We start from the raw sequence: 14,402 nt of genomic DNA, 5'->3' as shown, positions 1-14,402 counted from the left end.
GAGGGCCTGCCATGTTTCCGGATATCCGACGCCCGCGCGTCTACATGGGCCTGCTCGCGCTGTCCCTGCTGCTGATCATTCCCTTTGCCATCCAATCGCCTTTCGTCTATCACCTGTTCGTGCTGATCTGCGTGTACGGCGCGCTGGCGACGGCCTGGAACATTGTCGGCGGCTATGCCGGCCAGCTCTCGCTCGGGCACGCGGTGTTCTACGGCGTGGGCAGCTATGCCGCCACGCTGCTGGTCATCCATTTCGGCATCTCACCCTGGCTGGGCATGTTCGTGGGCATGGCGCTGGCCGCGCTGGTGGCGCTGCTGATCGCCTACCCCACCTTCCGCCTGCGCGGTCCTTTCTTCGCGCTGGCCACCATCGCCGTGCTGGAAGTGGTCAAGCTGCTGGTGGTCCACCAGGACGGCTGGACGGGCGGCGCGGCCGGCCTGAGCGTGCCGCTCAATATCGGCCTGCCGTGGATGATCTTCCGCGAGAAATGGGCCTATCTGCTGGTGGCCTTCTTGCTCCTGTTGGTCACCCTGTGGGCGGCCTGGCGCATCCGCCATTCGCGGCTGGGCTTTTACCTGGTGGCCGTGCGCGAGCGCGAATACGCCGCCCCGGCCGTGGGCATCGATACGGTGCGCGTCAAGCTGGCCGCCGCCGTGATCTCGGCCATGTTGACCGCCATGGTGGGTTCCTTCCATGCCATGTACCTGACCTTCATCGAGCCTTCGGCGGCCTTCTCGCTGGAGCTGTCCATCCAGATCGCGATGTTCGCCCTGATCGGCGGCCTGGGCAGCGTGGCCGGGCCGCTGGCCGGCACGGTGCTGGTGGTGCCCATCGCGGAACTGGCGCGCGGCTGGCTGGGCGCCTTCGGCAGCGGTATGCACGGTTTTATCTATGGCGTCATTCTCGTGGTGGTGGTGCTGACCATGCCGCGCGGCATCGTGGGCCACTTCGGCGCCCGCCTGCGGTCCTGGATCGACCGCCTGCCGGGTTTGGGCGAGCCGCCCGTGGCGCCGGCCGCGCCGCTTGCCGCGGCCGGCGGCGGGCGCGGCGAACCCATCCTGAAGGCCGAAGCGCTGAACAAGCACTTTGGCGGCCTGCATGCCACCAACAATGTGTCGCTCACCTTGCATGAAGGCGAGATCCTGGGCGTGATCGGGCCCAATGGCGCCGGCAAGACCACGGTCTTCAACCAGCTCTCCGGCTTTATCCGCCCGGACAGCGGCACGGTGAGCGTGCGCGGCCCCAAGGGCTGGGAGCAGCCGGCCGATTCGCAGGCTTTCGCCCGCGCCGGCGTGGGCCGCACCTTCCAGATCGCCCAGCCCTTCTCGGGCCTGAGCGTGCTGGAGAACATCATGCTGGGCGCCTTCCTGCATACCTCGGATCGCCGTGAGGCCGAGGCCATCGCGCGCCAGGTGGCCGAGCTGACGGAGCTGTCGGGCAGCCTGGACGCCGAGGCGCGCAGCCTGACCGTCGGCGGACTGAAGCGCCTCGAAGTGGCGCGGGCCCTGGCCACGCGGCCGCGCATCCTGCTGTTGGACGAAGTGATGGCGGGCCTGAACCCCACCGATGTGGAGCGCGCCATCCGCATGGTGCGCCGCGTGCGCGATGCCGGGGTGTCGGTGTTGCTCATCGAGCATCTCATGCAGGCCACCATGGCCCTGTCCGACCGCATCCTGGTCATCAATGTGGGCCAGGTGCTGACCAGCGGCGCGCCGCAGGAGGTCGTCAACGATCCGCAAGTCATCGAGGCTTATCTCGGCAAGGAGTACCTGCATGCTCAACATTCGTGATTTGTCGGCCGGCTACGGCAAGAGCGAAGTCTTGCGGGGCATCAGCCTGGATGTCCCCGAAGGCAAGGTGGTGACTCTGATCGGCGCCAACGGCGCCGGCAAGACCACCACGCTCAAGACGCTGTGCGGCCTGGTCCGCCCCACGGCGGGCAGCATCGAGTTCGAAGGCCGGCAGATCGCCGGCGAGGCGCCGCACCGCATCGTCGAGCGCGGCATCACCATGATTCCGGAAGGCCGCCAGCTCTTTCCCTTCCTGACGGTGCGCGACAACCTGCTGATGGGTTCCTATAAGCGCAGCGCCCGGCCGGCCGTGCAGCAAAGGCTGGGCGAGGTGCTGGACCTGTTTCCGCGCGTGCGCGAGCGGCTGGACCAGTTCGCCGGCTCGCTGTCCGGCGGCGAGCAGCAGATGGTGGCCATCGCGCGCGGCATGATGGCCTGCCCGCGGCTGTTGATTTTCGACGAGCCCTCGCTGGGCCTGTCGCCGTTGCTGGTCGAACAGATGTTCGACGTGATACGCACCGTCGTGCGCCAGGGCATCACCGTGCTGCTGGTCGAGCAGAACGTCTATCACACCCTCAAGCTGGCCGACGTCGGTTATGTGCTGGAGAACGGGCGCATCGCCCTGTCCGGCAGCGGCGAAGAGTTGCTGAACAGCCCGCACGTGCGACGCGCGTACCTGGGCCATTGAACACTGCGCAAGCGCAAGGAGGATTGCATCATGAGCGGAAACATCCATCGTCCCGATGAACAGGCCATTGCCTACCGGCTGCCGCAGGCGCCGGACATGATGCGCGATCTCGTGCATCCCGGCGCGGCGACCGATTGGCTGGCCGACGACAAGCTGTGGGTGCCGTCGTCCTCGACGGTGTCTTTCAAGCCTTTGCTGCTGTGCGCCAGCCAGGGCTATTACATCAATCTGCTGCGCGTGCGCGGCAGCGGCGTGGTCTCGCGCCACCGTCATACCGGCCCGGTGCATGCCATGGTGCTCAAGGGCCGCTGGTATTACCTGGAGCATGACTGGGTCGCCGAACAGGGCGGCTATGCCTTCGAGCCGGCCGGCGAGACCCATACGCTCTATGTGCCGGAGGATGTCCCCGAGATGATCACCTGGTTCCACGTCACCGGCGGCTACACCTACGTCGATCCGGAGGGCGTGGCCCAGGGCTATGAGGATGTGTTCACCAAGATCGAGACGGCGCGGCGCCACTACCAGTCGCTGGGCCTGCCCGATGACTACATCAAGCAATTCATCCGCTGAACCGGAGGCCAGCATGCGGGATCACGAAGGCCGGGTGGTGTTGGTGACGGGCGGCCTGCGCGGTATCGGCCAGGCCATCGTCCAGGCCTATGCGGCGCGCGGCGCGGCGGTCGGCGTGGTCGACCTGGACGAGGAGGCCGGCCAGCGCCAGGCGCGCGAACTGCGGGCGCTGGGCGCGCGCGCCGCCTTCGCGGCGGCCGATGTGGGAGACCTGGATGCCTGCCGGCGCGCCGTGCGCAGCCTGGGCGACGCCCTGGGCGCGCCGGACACGCTGGTCTGCAATGCCGGCATCTCGCCCAAGCATGCGGGCCGGCCGGCGCCCGTGCAGCAGATGGACCCGGCCGAATGGCGCCGGGTGGTCTCGGTCAACCTCGACAGCGCCTTCTATTTTTCGCATTTGTTGGCCGGCGGCATGATCGCGCGCGGCTTCGGCCGGATGGTCTTCATGTCCTCGGTGGCGGGCAAGGTCTATCTGGACATGGTGGCCGCGCACTACAGCGCCACCAAGGCCGGCATCGCGGGGCTGACCCGGCATCTGGCTGGCGAACTGGGCCCGCATGGCATCACGGTCAACGCGCTGGCGCCGGGACGCATCGATACGCCGCTGGTGCGCGGCGTGGCCGATGGCGTCAATGACGAGGTGGTGGCCCGCACGCCCTTGCGGCGGCTGGGGCTGCCGTCCGAAGTGGCCGACGCCTGCCTCTACCTGACCTCGCCCCAGGCTTCCTTCGTGACCGGGCAGGTGGTGGATGTGGCTGGCGGCTGGGTGATGTCATGATCGCGGGCATGGGTTTCCCGGGACGCTATCTGCAAGGCCCGGGCGCCCTGGCCGGCCTGTCGGACCTGCTGGCCGAACTGGGCTGCTCGCGGCCGCTGGCCGTGGTGGATCCGGCCGTCGCGGACCTGGCGGCCAGGGTCATGGCCGGCATGCCCCGGCTGGTCTTCGGCGGCGAATGCACGCGCGAGGAGATCGCCGGGCTGGCCGGCCGCCTGCCCGACGGCATCGACTGCCTGGTGGCCTTTGGCGGCGGCAAGACGATCGACAGCGCCAAGGGCGTGGCCCGCGAGCGCGGCCTGCCCATCGTGGTCTGCCCCAGCGCCGCGTCCAGCGATGCGCCCACCAGCCGCCTCATCGTGCGCTATGACGCGCGCCATGCCGTGGCCGGCGTGGATAAATTGCGGCGCAATCCCGACGCCGTGCTTGTCGACACCGATGTCATCGTGCGCGCGCCGGCGCGCCTGTTCGCCGCCGGCATCGGCGATGCCCTGAGCAAGGCCTTCGAGGCCAGGGCCTGTGTGCAGGCCGGCGGCCTCAATGCCTATGGCTATCGCGCCACCGCCACGGCGCTGCGGCTGGCCGACGGCTGCCTGGAGATCCTGCTGGCCCATGGCGAGCGAGCCATGCGGGCCGTGCGCGCCCGCCAGGGCGGAGAAGACGTCGAGGCCGTGGTCGAGGCCACGGTGCTGCTGTCCGGGCTGGGTTTCGAAAGCGGCGGCCTGTCGCTGGCCCATGCCTTGGTGCGCGGATTGACCACGGTGCCCGAGCTGGCGGCCTGCCTGCATGGCGAACTGGTGGCCTTCGGCACGTTGGCGCAGATGGCGGCCATGGCTTGCGAGCCCGCCGAGGTGGGGCCGGTGCTGGCGCTGATGCGGGCGGTCGGCCTGCCGGCCAGCCTGAGGTCGCTGGGCCTGCGACGGGAATTGGAGGGGGGCGAGTGGCAAAGACTGATCGACGCCACGCTCGCCACGGAATACAGCCGGCATCTGCTGCCGGCGCTCACGCCGGCGCGTCTGCGGGCCGTCCTGGAGCAGGCGCAAGCCTGGGGGACGGCCGAGCGCGCGGGCGATAGCTACGCGCCTGGCGCGGGAGACACACAATGAAAAGCATGCAAGTCACGGAATTCGGCCAGCCGCTGGCGCAGGCCGACACCCCCACTCCTGTGCCGCGCGGCCGCGAGGTATTGCTGCGGGTGCGCGCCGCCGGCGTCTGCCACACGGATCTGCACCTCTGGCACGGCGGCTATGACCTCGGGCATGGGCGCACGCTGTCGCTCAAGGAGCGCGGCGTGACCCTGCCGCTGACCATGGGCCACGAGACCGTGGGCATCGTCGAGGCGGTGGGCGAGGACGCCGGCGACGTGCCCTTGGGCGCGGTGCGCCTGGTCTATCCCTGGATAGGCTGCGGGCAGTGCGAGGTCTGCCAGGAGGGACGCGAGAATCTTTGCCTGACGCCGCGCACCATAGGCATCAACCGGGCCGGCGGCTACGCCGACCATATCCTGGTGCCCGACCCGCGCCATCTGGTCGACCTGCAGGGGCTGGACCCGGTGCGCGCCGCGCCGCTGGCCTGCTCGGGGCTGACCTGCTTTTCGGCCCTGCGCAAGATCGGCGAGGATGTCCTGCGGCGCGGCCCCATCGTGGTGGTGGGCGCGGGCGGCCTGGGGCTGATGAGCCTGCAGCTGCTCAAGGCCATGGGCGCGCCGGGCGCCGTGGTGGTCGAGGTCGACGCGGCCAAGCGCGAGGCCGCCCTGCGGGCCGGGGCGTTGGCCGCCATCGATCCCAAGGCGCCCGATGCCGCCCAGGCCATCCGCGACGCCGTGGGCGGCCCGGTGCGGGCCGTCCTGGACTTGGTGGCCAATCCGGAATCGGCGGGGCTGGGTTTCGATCTGCTCACCAAGGGCGGGCGCCTGGTGCTGGTCGGGCTGTTCGGCGGCGCGGCGCCCTGGCCGCTGCCGCTCATCCCCATGAAGTCGGTGACCATCCAGGGCAGCTATGTGGGGTCGCTCCCTGAATTGCGCGAGCTGGTCGCCCTGGTCGCGCGCGAACGCCTGGAGCTGATCCCGGTCTCGACCTGCGGCATGGGCGCCCTGAGCCAGGCCTTGCGCGACCTGGAAGCCGGCCGCATTGTCGGACGCATGATCATGACGCCCTGACCGGGCGAATCCGGGTTTTGCCGGCCCGTGCTTTCGTTGTATGCTTCGCACGCTGTCATGCATGCCGCGGGAGAGAGCGGGCCGCCAGGTCCGCCGCCGAAGGCGCAATTCGCCCGGAATCGCTCAGGTAACCCATACCGCGCATTGCACGGCCAGCCGCTGGGCGGCTGACCGTAACAGCACTCTGGAGAGACCTGGCGCCGCCTAGCGGTCAGCCCAGGCGCCGAAGGTGCAAACCCGCCATGCGCGCGGGGCAACTCTCAGGCAAAAGGACAGAGGGGCGGAAACCCGACCGGCTACCGGGCGCTTTCCGCATCCCTGGGGCCGGCATTCCTCTATGCCATTGGAGCGCCCCGCATGTCCGCCTCTTTGAAACGTACTCCCCTGGCCGAAACCCATCTGGCCGCCGGCGCCCGCATGGTCGATTTCGGCGGCTGGGAAATGCCGCTGGCCTATGGCTCGCAGCTGGAAGAGCATCACGCGGTGCGCCGGGACGCCGGCATGTTCGATGTCTCGCACATGCTCAACGCCGATGTCACCGGCCCGGACGCCACGGCCTTCCTGCGCCGCCTGGTGGCCAATGACGTCGCCCGCCTGAGCACGCCGGGCAAGGCCCTGTATTCCTGCATGCTCAACCCGCAGGGCGGCGTGATCGACGATCTCATCATCTATTACTTCGCGCCCGACCGCTGGCGCGTGGTCGTCAACGCCGGCACGGCCGACAAGGACATGGCCTGGATGGCGCGCGTGGCGGCCGCGGGCCGCTTCGATGTCGCCATCACGCCGCGCCGCGACCTGGCCATGATCGCCGTGCAAGGCCCCAATGCCCGGGCCAAGGTCTGGGCGGCCCGTCCGGCCTGGCAGGCCGAAACCGAAGGCCTCGCGCCGTTTTCCGCGGCGCGCCTGCCCGAGGATGTCCTGGTGGCCCGCACCGGTTATACCGGCGAGGACGGCTTCGAGATCGTGCTGCCGGCTGGCGCGGCCGCGGGCCTCTGGCAAGACCTCGCGGCCCAGGGCGTGCGGGCCTGCGGCCTGGGCGCGCGGGACACGCTGCGCCTGGAAGCCGGCATGAATCTCTACGGCCAGGACATGGACGAACTCATCCATCCCAACCAGGCCGGTCTGTCCTGGACGGTGTCGCTCAAGGACGAGTCGCGCCGCTTCATCGGCCGCGAGGCGCTCGAGCAATTCGCCACCCCCCGCGCCTTCCTGGGCCTGAAGCTGGCCGAGCGCGGCGTGATGCGCGCCCACATGGCGGTGCGCACCGCCGAGGGCCTTGGCGAGACCACCAGCGGCACCATGTCGCCCACCCTGGGCGTGTCCATCGCCTTTGCCCGCCTGCCCCTGGCCGTCAAGCCGGGCGATGCGGTCGAGGTCGACATCCGCGGCAAATGGGTGCCGGCCACCGTGGTCAAACTGCCCTTCGTGCGCAACGGCAAAGCCGTCGAACACTCGTAAACTCCAAGCTTGCGCGCGGCCTGTCCGCGCGCAAGGCGCGCTTACCTTTTTCCATACCCCTATCACCGGATTTCTCCAGGAGTTCCCATGAGTCTGCCTACCGATCGCAAGTACACCTCCTCCCATGAGTGGGTCAAGGCCGAAGGCGACGTCTTCGTCGTCGGCATCACCGACAATGCCCAGGACCAGCTGGGCGACCTGGTCTTCGTGGGCGACGTCAACGTCGGCGCCACGCTGAAGGCCGGCGAAACCGCCGGCGTGGTCGAGTCCGTCAAGGCGGCTTCCGACATCTACGCCCCGGTCGACGGCGAAATCGTCGCGTTCAACGACGCGCTCGAAGCCAACCCCAATCTGATCAACGAGTCGGCCTACACGGCCTGGATCTTCAAGATCAAGCCGGCCAATGCCGCCGATGCCGACAAGCTGCTGGATGCGGCCGGCTACGAGGCGGTCGCCAACGGCTGACCGCCCCGCGCGGGCCGCGGCCCGCGCTCACTCCGACTTTCGAGAACACCATGTCGCGCGCCCTAGACACTCATTCCGACTTCATTCCCCGCCATATCGGCCCCTCCGAGGCCGACCAGGCCAAGATGCTGGCCGTCATCGGCTGCGCCAGCCTGGACGCCCTCATCGAGGAAGTCGTCCCGCCCCGCATCCGCAACCAGGCGCCGCTGGCGCTGCCCGGTTCGCGCAGCGAACCGGACGTGCTGGCCGAACTGAAGCAGGTGGCCGCGCGCAACAAGGTGTTCCGCAACTACATCGGGCAAGGCTATTACGGCACGCACACGCCCAATGTGGTGCTGCGCAACGTGCTCGAGAACCCGGCCTGGTACACGGCCTACACGCCTTACCAGCCCGAGATTTCGCAAGGCCGCCTGGAGGCCTTGCTCAACTACCAGACCATGGTGGCCGACCTGACCGGCCTGGACATCTCCAATGCCTCGCTGCTGGATGAGGGCACGGCGGCGGCCGAGGCCATGACGCTGGCCCGCCGCGGCGCCAAGTCCAAGAGCCAGGTCTTCTTCATCTCCCGCCACTGCCATCCCCAGACCATCGAGGTGGTGCGCACGCGCGCCGAAGGGCTGGACATCGAGATCGTGATCGGCGACGAAAGCCAGGGCCTGCCCGAGTGCTTCGGCGTGCTGCTGCAATACCCGCACAGCCTGGGCGGCGTGGTCGATTACCGCGCCCTGGCCGAGGCGGCCCACGCGCAGGGCGCGGTGGTGGCCTGCGCCACCGATCTGCTGGCCCTGGCCCTGCTCACGCCGCCGGGCGAGTGGGGCGCCGACATCGCCGTCGGCTCGGCCCAGCGCTTTGGTGTGCCCTTCGGTTTCGGCGGCCCGCACGCCGGTTTCATGGCCTGCCGCGATGCCTTCAAGCGCAATATGCCGGGCCGCCTGGTGGGCGTGTCCAAGGATGCGCAAGGCAACCCGGCCCTGCGTCTGGCGTTGCAGACGCGCGAGCAGCACATCCGCCGCGAGAAAGCCACGTCCAACATCTGCACCGCGCAGGTGCTGCTGGCCGTCATGGCCGGCCTGTACGCGGTCTGGCATGGCCCGGCGGGCATCCGCCGCATCGCCACCCGCGTGCACAGCTTCACGGGCGCGCTGCGCGAACAGCTGCAGGCGCTCGGCCTGACGGTCGAGAACGACAGCTATTTCGATACCCTGCTGGTCCAGGCCGGCGCTGCCGCGCCGGCCATCCTGGCGGCCGCCGAGCGCGCGCAGATCAACCTGCGCCGCGTGGACGATGCCCGCCTGGCGGTGTCGCTGGACGAAACCGTCACGGCGCAGGATCTGCAGGCGCTCATCAATGTGTTCGCGGCCGGCCTGGGCAAGCCCGAGGTCGCGCTGGATGCCGCGTCGCTGTCGGCCGAGGCCGGCGCGGGCCTGCCGGCGGGCACCGTGCGGACCACGCCCATCCTGTCGCATCCCATCTTCTCCAGCGTGCAGTCCGAAACCGATATGCTGCGCTATCTGCGCAAGCTGGCCGACAAGGACCTGGCCCTGGACCGCAGCATGATCCCGCTGGGCTCGTGCACCATGAAACTGAACGCCACGGCCGAGATGATCCCCATCACCTGGCCCGAGTTCGCCCTCATCCATCCTTTCGCGCCCGCCGCGCAGACCGCCGGCTACCGCGAACTGATCGACCGCCTCTCGGCCGCGCTGTGCGAGATCACCGGCTACGACAATATCAGCCTGCAGCCCAATTCGGGCGCCCAGGGCGAGTACGCCGGGCTGCTGGCCATCCGCGGCTACCACCAGGCCCGCGGCCAACACCAGCGCAATGTCTGCCTGATCCCGTCGTCGGCGCATGGCACCAATCCCGCCTCGGCCCAGCTGGCCGGCATGGAAGTGGTGGTGGTGGCCTCGGACGCCGACGGCAACGTCGACCTGCCCGATCTGCGGGCCAAGATCGCGCAAGTGGGCGATCGCCTGGCCGCGCTCATGATCACCTATCCGTCCACCCACGGCGTATTCGAAGAGGCGGTCACCGAGATCTGCGAACTGGTGCACGCCGCCGGCGGCCAGGTCTATCTCGACGGCGCCAACATGAACGCCATGGTGGGCGTGGCCAAGCCGGGCAAGTTCGGCTCGGACGTCTCGCACCTGAACCTGCACAAGACCTTCTGCATCCCGCACGGCGGCGGCGGTCCGGGCGTGGGTCCGGTGGCGGTGCGCGCCCATCTGGCGCCCTATCTGCCCGGCGTGGTCAACGAGCAGGGCAAGCTGGACGGCCAGGCCAAGGTGGGCCCGGTATCGGCCGCGCCCTTCGGCTCGGCCGGCATCCTGGCCATCCCCTTTGTCTACATCGCGCTGATGGGCGCCGAAGGCCTGCGCCGCGCCACCGAGGTCGCCATCCTCAACGCCAACTATGTGGCGGCCCGCCTGCGCGAGCACTATCCCGTGCTGTACGCCGGCCGCCATGGCCGCGTGGCCCACGAGTGCATCCTGGACGTGCGTCCGCTCAAGGACACGAGCGGGGTGAGCGCCGAGGATATCGCCAAGCGCCTGATGGACTACGGCTTCCATGCCCCGACCATGAGCTTCCCGGTCGCCGGCACGCTGATGGTCGAGCCCACCGAATCCGAAGGCCTGCACGAGCTGGAGCGATTCATCGACGCCATGATCGCCATCCGCGCCGAGATCGCCCAGATCGAGCGCGGCGAGCGCGACCGCGAGGACAACGTCCTGAAGAACGCCCCGCATACGGCCCAGATGCTGCTGGCCGAAGAATGGCACCATGACTACCCGCGCCAGCAGGCGGCCTATCCGGTGGCCTCGCTGCGCGAGACCAAGTACTGGCCGCCCGTGGCGCGCGTGGACAATGCCTACGGCGACCGCAACCTCGTGTGCGCCTGCCTGCCCATCGAGGCCTACGCCTGATCCCGACAGCCGCGATCGCCGCCGTTCAAAAAAATAAACGCGCCGTCACGGCGCGTTTATTTTTGGGCGATCAGGATTCGGCGGGCACGCGCGGGAAGTCGTCGGCCACCGACAGGAAGCTCTGCAGCAGCGCCTGGAGGGTGTCCAGGGCCACGCCCTCGGAGACGTCGACGTCATATTGCAGGACGGCCTTGCCCTGCTTGTTCAGCGAAGCGCGGCCGAATTCGCCAGACTCGGTGTTCCATTGTTTGATCGCGGCCGCCGAGGGCGCCGGCTGGTCGCCATAGACGGCGGCCATGCGCAGCGTGTCGCAAGCCGGCGCGCAGACCAGGGCGACGGTGATTTCGGTGGGCGAGAGTTCTTCGGCGTCGAGCGTGAATACTTTCTTGCTCTCATCGTAGCCATAGTCGTAGCCCGCGCTGTCGATGATGCCGGCCACCATCTCCGGATCGAGTTCATCGACGATGGCCGAGTCCGCCTCGTCTTCATCCATGCCGCCGCCGGCGAGTTCGGCCAGCCACTCCTTGACGGGCACCTCCTTGCCGTTGAGTTCGCCGCGGCCATCGGCATAGCTGAACTTGCTCACGAGGTTGTCGCCGTCATTGCGGCCCAGGTTCATCATCTCGGCCATGCCGGCCAGGGCCTGGATGGACTCCTGCGCTTCGCGCTTGGCGTCCTCGGCGCTGGCGCCGCGCAGGCGCAGGATCTGTTCGGCCAGCGCGGCGGCCATGGGCTTGGATACCTGCAGGTTGGCATCGATGCGCTTGAGCGCTTTTTGCAGGAAGTCCGCGCCGCCCTGGATGAAGTCATCGGCGTTGCCGGCATCGCCCTGGGGCTTGCTCAGGTCCACCTTGAGATCGAAACGGCTTTCGCCCGCGGCATTGCGCCAGACCAGCTGGTCGATGGCGATGCTGGGGTTGCCGGCCAGCAGCTTGCCGCCGCTTTCGATCAGCGCGCCGATCTGCTCATCCTTCAGGCCGTCGTCGGCCTCGTTTCCGGCCATGAGGCCTTGCATCATCTGCCGGTAGGTTTCGGTGAAGGCCTTCAGGCTCTGACCGTTGAGATGGGCGGCCGACAGGGCCAGCTCGCCGCCGCCGAAGTCTTCCTTGCCCAGGCTCACCTTGCCGATCTTGTAGACCGCCTTGCCGCCCACGACGCTGTCGTCTTCGGTGATGTCCATGGCGTAGCCGAGGTTGTCGACCCGCAGGGGCGATTCCAGGTTGGGGCTGGCGAGCTCCAACGACTTGACGAGCATGCCCGAGGTGCCGACCGACAGCCCGAACTTGCCCATGCGGCTATCGATATCCACGCCGATGCCCTTGACGCTGGCCTTGACCGGCTCGTCGTCTTCATGGATATCGAGCACGAAGGCATCGGCTTCGATGCGGCCCTTGATGCTCTGGTCGCGGTGATCGTAGCGGGAGCGGACAGTGGCGCCGCTGAAACTGAAGGAGCCCTCGTCATCCTTCAGGCTCAAGGCGGCTACGCCGCCTTCGCCGTCGGCCTGGCCGTTGTAGCTCACCACGGCATCGCTCCAGAGCAGCGGCTTGCCTTGCGTCATGTCGAAAACGGGCTTGAGCAATTCGCTGTTCTCCAGTTCGGAGTGCACGAAGGCCAGTTGCGGCAGCCATGCGCCGCGCTTGAGCGCGCCGCCCGGGAAGGGGCCGTGCTCGATCCGGCTGGCCACCGCGACGGTGACTGGTGTTTTTTCTTCTTCGGTCCGCTCGGTGGTGAAGGTGATGGTGTAGCGCGCCTGGCTGCCAAAGAACCCGCGCTCGTAGCGATCCTGTTCGATGCGGATGCCCACGCCGGGCAGGGCATTGGCGAGTTTCTCATTGGCCTGGGCCAGATACTGCTGGGTTTGCGCTTCGATGCGCTTGCCCGTATACCACGTGGCGCCCAGCCACGCGCCCGCCGCCACAATGATCACGCCCGCGGTGATCGCAACGCTTTTCTTCATTTTCCGTGTTCCTGAGTAATCGCTCGGCACGCCGAGGCGGCCGGGGTCTGGCCCGCGGCGAGTATAGCCAGGGCATGCGGCCGGCAGTGGCGGCTCGGGTTACGAGCCATGTCAAATTGCAAAGAGGTTGGCGCCGAGCGGCCGGCGAATCAGGAGCGGAAGAACAGCGTCAGCGGGGCAGGGCGCCCATCAGGGCATCGGTGGGCATGTCGCGGCCATTGAGGTTGAGCTTGCCATCGCCATATTGCAGGGTGCCGATGAGGTCGTCTCCCTGCGCTTTGCCCAGGTTGAGCATCATGGCCATACCAGCGATATTGTTGACCTGGCGCGCGGCCTGCCGGGCGGCCTCTTCTTCGCTGGCGCCCTGCAGCTTGAGGATGGCCGTGCCCATGGCCGTCATCATGGGTTTGTTCAGCACCAGCCGGGCCTCCAGGCTCTTGATCAGCTGGCGCGTGAGGTCGGCGCCCCTGGCCTGGCGGTCGGCGGGCTGGGCCAGGGTGAGCGCCAGGCTCAAGCGGCTTTCGCCCTTGTCGTTCTTCCAGGCAAAGGGATCAAGGGTGAGGGTGGGGTTGTCGGCCAGCAGCGGCAGGGCCGCTTCGGCCAGCTGTCGCGTCTGCTCGCCGCTGAAGTCGCCGGGCTTGCGGCCCTGCTCGGCCGCTTGCTGGGCCAGGCGCACATAGACCTCGTTGACGGCCTTGAGCTTCTGGCCGTCCAGGCGCGTGAACTTCATGCTGATCTGCTGGCTGCCCAGCGCGGCGCCATTGAGCGCGAGCTTGCCGGCCGAAATGTCCACCTGGCCATTGAGAAAGCGGTCGTCCTCGGTCACCAGGCCTTTGTAGGTGATGTCTTCGCTCAGCCAGGATCCGCCATCGCCCTGCGGCTGGATCTCGACGCGGTCGATGCGCAGGCTGCTCGTGCCGACCTGATATCCGGCCTTGCCCAGCTTGCTGTCGAAGTCGGCCACGCTGTCGCCGAGCCTGACCTGGGTGGCGGGCAGCGTTTCGTCCTTGGGCAGCAGGAGGGTAATGGGCTTGGCCTGCAGCTGGCCCTTGAGACTGCCGAGGTGCTTGCCGATATCGCCCTCGAAACGCGCGCCGCCGAAATCCACCTTGGGTTCGGCCCATTGCAGCGGCGCGGCCTCGGCCTGCACCGAGGCGCCGCCGCCGTACTGGAGCACGAGATTGGTGAGCAGGGGGTTCTTGCCCTGGGCCGCGGCAAAGAAAGGCCGGGCCGCCTCGGTGTCGGCCATCTCGGTGTGCACATAGGCCATGGCGGGCAGGAAATGGCCGCGGGCCAGGGCGCCGGCCGGCAGCGGCCCGTGATCCACGCGGGCGTCGAACTCCAGGCGCTCGCCCGGTTTGAGGGGACTGCCGGGCAGCGCCGTGGCCGCCAGGCCATAACGGGCCTGGGTGGAGAAGAAGCCGCGAACAAAAGACAGCTGTTCGACATGCAGCCCGGTGCCGGGATAGGTGGCGGCCAGGTAGGCATTGACTTGTTCCAGGCGCGCCTGGCTGTCGTCGGCGATGCGCTGGCCGGTATACCAGGTGCCTCCCAGCCAGGCGGCCGCCACCACTACGACCACGCCAGCGCCTATCGCCACGCCTTTTTTCATGT

General features: G+C 68.4%; 11 protein-coding genes and 2 riboswitches. Of the genes, 9 read left to right on the top strand and 2 right to left on the bottom strand.

Going from position 1 to position 14,402, the window contains the following annotated elements; genetic code table 11:
* The first annotated feature begins 11 nt into the window (after positions 1-11).
* From L540_RS15470 to gcvP, 9 genes are all read left to right on the top strand, one after another.
* The gene (locus L540_RS15470; RefSeq protein WP_043214100.1) at positions 12-1,790 is read left to right on the top strand and encodes a branched-chain amino acid ABC transporter ATP-binding protein/permease; all 1,779 of its coding nucleotides are present in this window, start codon (positions 12-14) and stop codon (positions 1,788-1,790) included.
* On the top strand, positions 1,774-2,478 hold the full coding sequence (locus L540_RS15465; protein WP_043214102.1) for an ABC transporter ATP-binding protein: 705 nt from the start codon (positions 1,774-1,776) through the stop codon (positions 2,476-2,478). Before L540_RS15470 ends, L540_RS15465 begins: the two co-directional genes overlap by 17 nt.
* Before the next feature lie 30 nt (positions 2,479-2,508).
* A complete protein-coding gene (locus L540_RS15460; protein ID WP_043214104.1) occupies positions 2,509-3,048 on the top strand; it encodes a 2,4'-dihydroxyacetophenone dioxygenase family protein in 540 nt (179 codons plus the stop codon).
* A gap of 13 nt (positions 3,049-3,061) precedes the next feature.
* A complete protein-coding gene (locus tag L540_RS15455) occupies positions 3,062-3,826 on the top strand; it encodes an SDR family oxidoreductase (protein ID WP_043214106.1) in 765 nt (254 codons plus the stop codon).
* Entirely contained in the window at positions 3,823-4,929 is a 1,107-nt protein-coding gene (locus L540_RS15450; protein ID WP_048026505.1) for a glycerol dehydrogenase, read from the top strand. Before L540_RS15455 ends, L540_RS15450 begins: the two co-directional genes overlap by 4 nt.
* The gene (locus L540_RS15445; RefSeq protein ID WP_043214109.1) at positions 4,926-5,981 is read left to right on the top strand and encodes an alcohol dehydrogenase; all 1,056 of its coding nucleotides are present in this window, start codon (positions 4,926-4,928) and stop codon (positions 5,979-5,981) included. Before L540_RS15450 ends, L540_RS15445 begins: the two co-directional genes overlap by 4 nt.
* A gap of 57 nt (positions 5,982-6,038) precedes the next feature.
* Positions 6,039-6,131, top strand: a riboswitch (glycine riboswitch).
* A 24-nt stretch (positions 6,132-6,155) separates the two neighbouring features.
* Positions 6,156-6,267: riboswitch (glycine riboswitch) on the top strand.
* Positions 6,268-6,338: 71 nt separating this feature from the next.
* Positions 6,339-7,439: a glycine cleavage system aminomethyltransferase GcvT gene (gcvT, locus tag L540_RS15440; RefSeq protein ID WP_043214111.1), complete on the top strand. Its 1,101-nt coding sequence runs from the start codon at positions 6,339-6,341 to the stop codon at positions 7,437-7,439.
* A gap of 87 nt (positions 7,440-7,526) precedes the next feature.
* Positions 7,527-7,904, top strand: coding sequence for a glycine cleavage system protein GcvH (gene gcvH / locus L540_RS15435; protein WP_043214113.1), 378 nt, complete (start codon positions 7,527-7,529; stop codon positions 7,902-7,904).
* Between the two features lie 50 nt (positions 7,905-7,954).
* Positions 7,955-10,828, top strand: coding sequence for an aminomethyl-transferring glycine dehydrogenase (gcvP, locus tag L540_RS15430; protein WP_043214115.1), 2,874 nt, complete (start codon positions 7,955-7,957; stop codon positions 10,826-10,828).
* Between the two features lie 70 nt (positions 10,829-10,898).
* Here the strand turns inward: gcvP and L540_RS15425 are convergent, their stop codons facing one another.
* Both L540_RS15425 and L540_RS15420 read right to left on the bottom strand, forming a co-directional pair.
* On the bottom strand, positions 10,899-12,788 hold the full coding sequence (locus L540_RS15425; protein ID WP_043214118.1) for a DUF945 family protein: 1,890 nt from the start codon (positions 12,786-12,788) through the stop codon (positions 10,899-10,901).
* A gap of 169 nt (positions 12,789-12,957) precedes the next feature.
* Positions 12,958-14,400 (bottom strand): YdgA family protein, encoded by a 1,443-nt coding sequence (locus L540_RS15420; protein WP_043214120.1) that lies wholly within the window; start codon positions 14,398-14,400, stop codon positions 12,958-12,960.
* Between the last annotated feature and the right edge of the window lie 2 nt (positions 14,401-14,402).

The sequence above is a fragment of the Bordetella pseudohinzii genome, assembly GCF_000657795.2.
Taxonomy (GTDB): domain Bacteria; phylum Pseudomonadota; class Gammaproteobacteria; order Burkholderiales; family Burkholderiaceae_B; genus Bordetella; species Bordetella pseudohinzii.
Note: the sequence above shows the minus strand (reverse complement) of the source record. Positions and strands in the feature narration are given on the sequence as shown.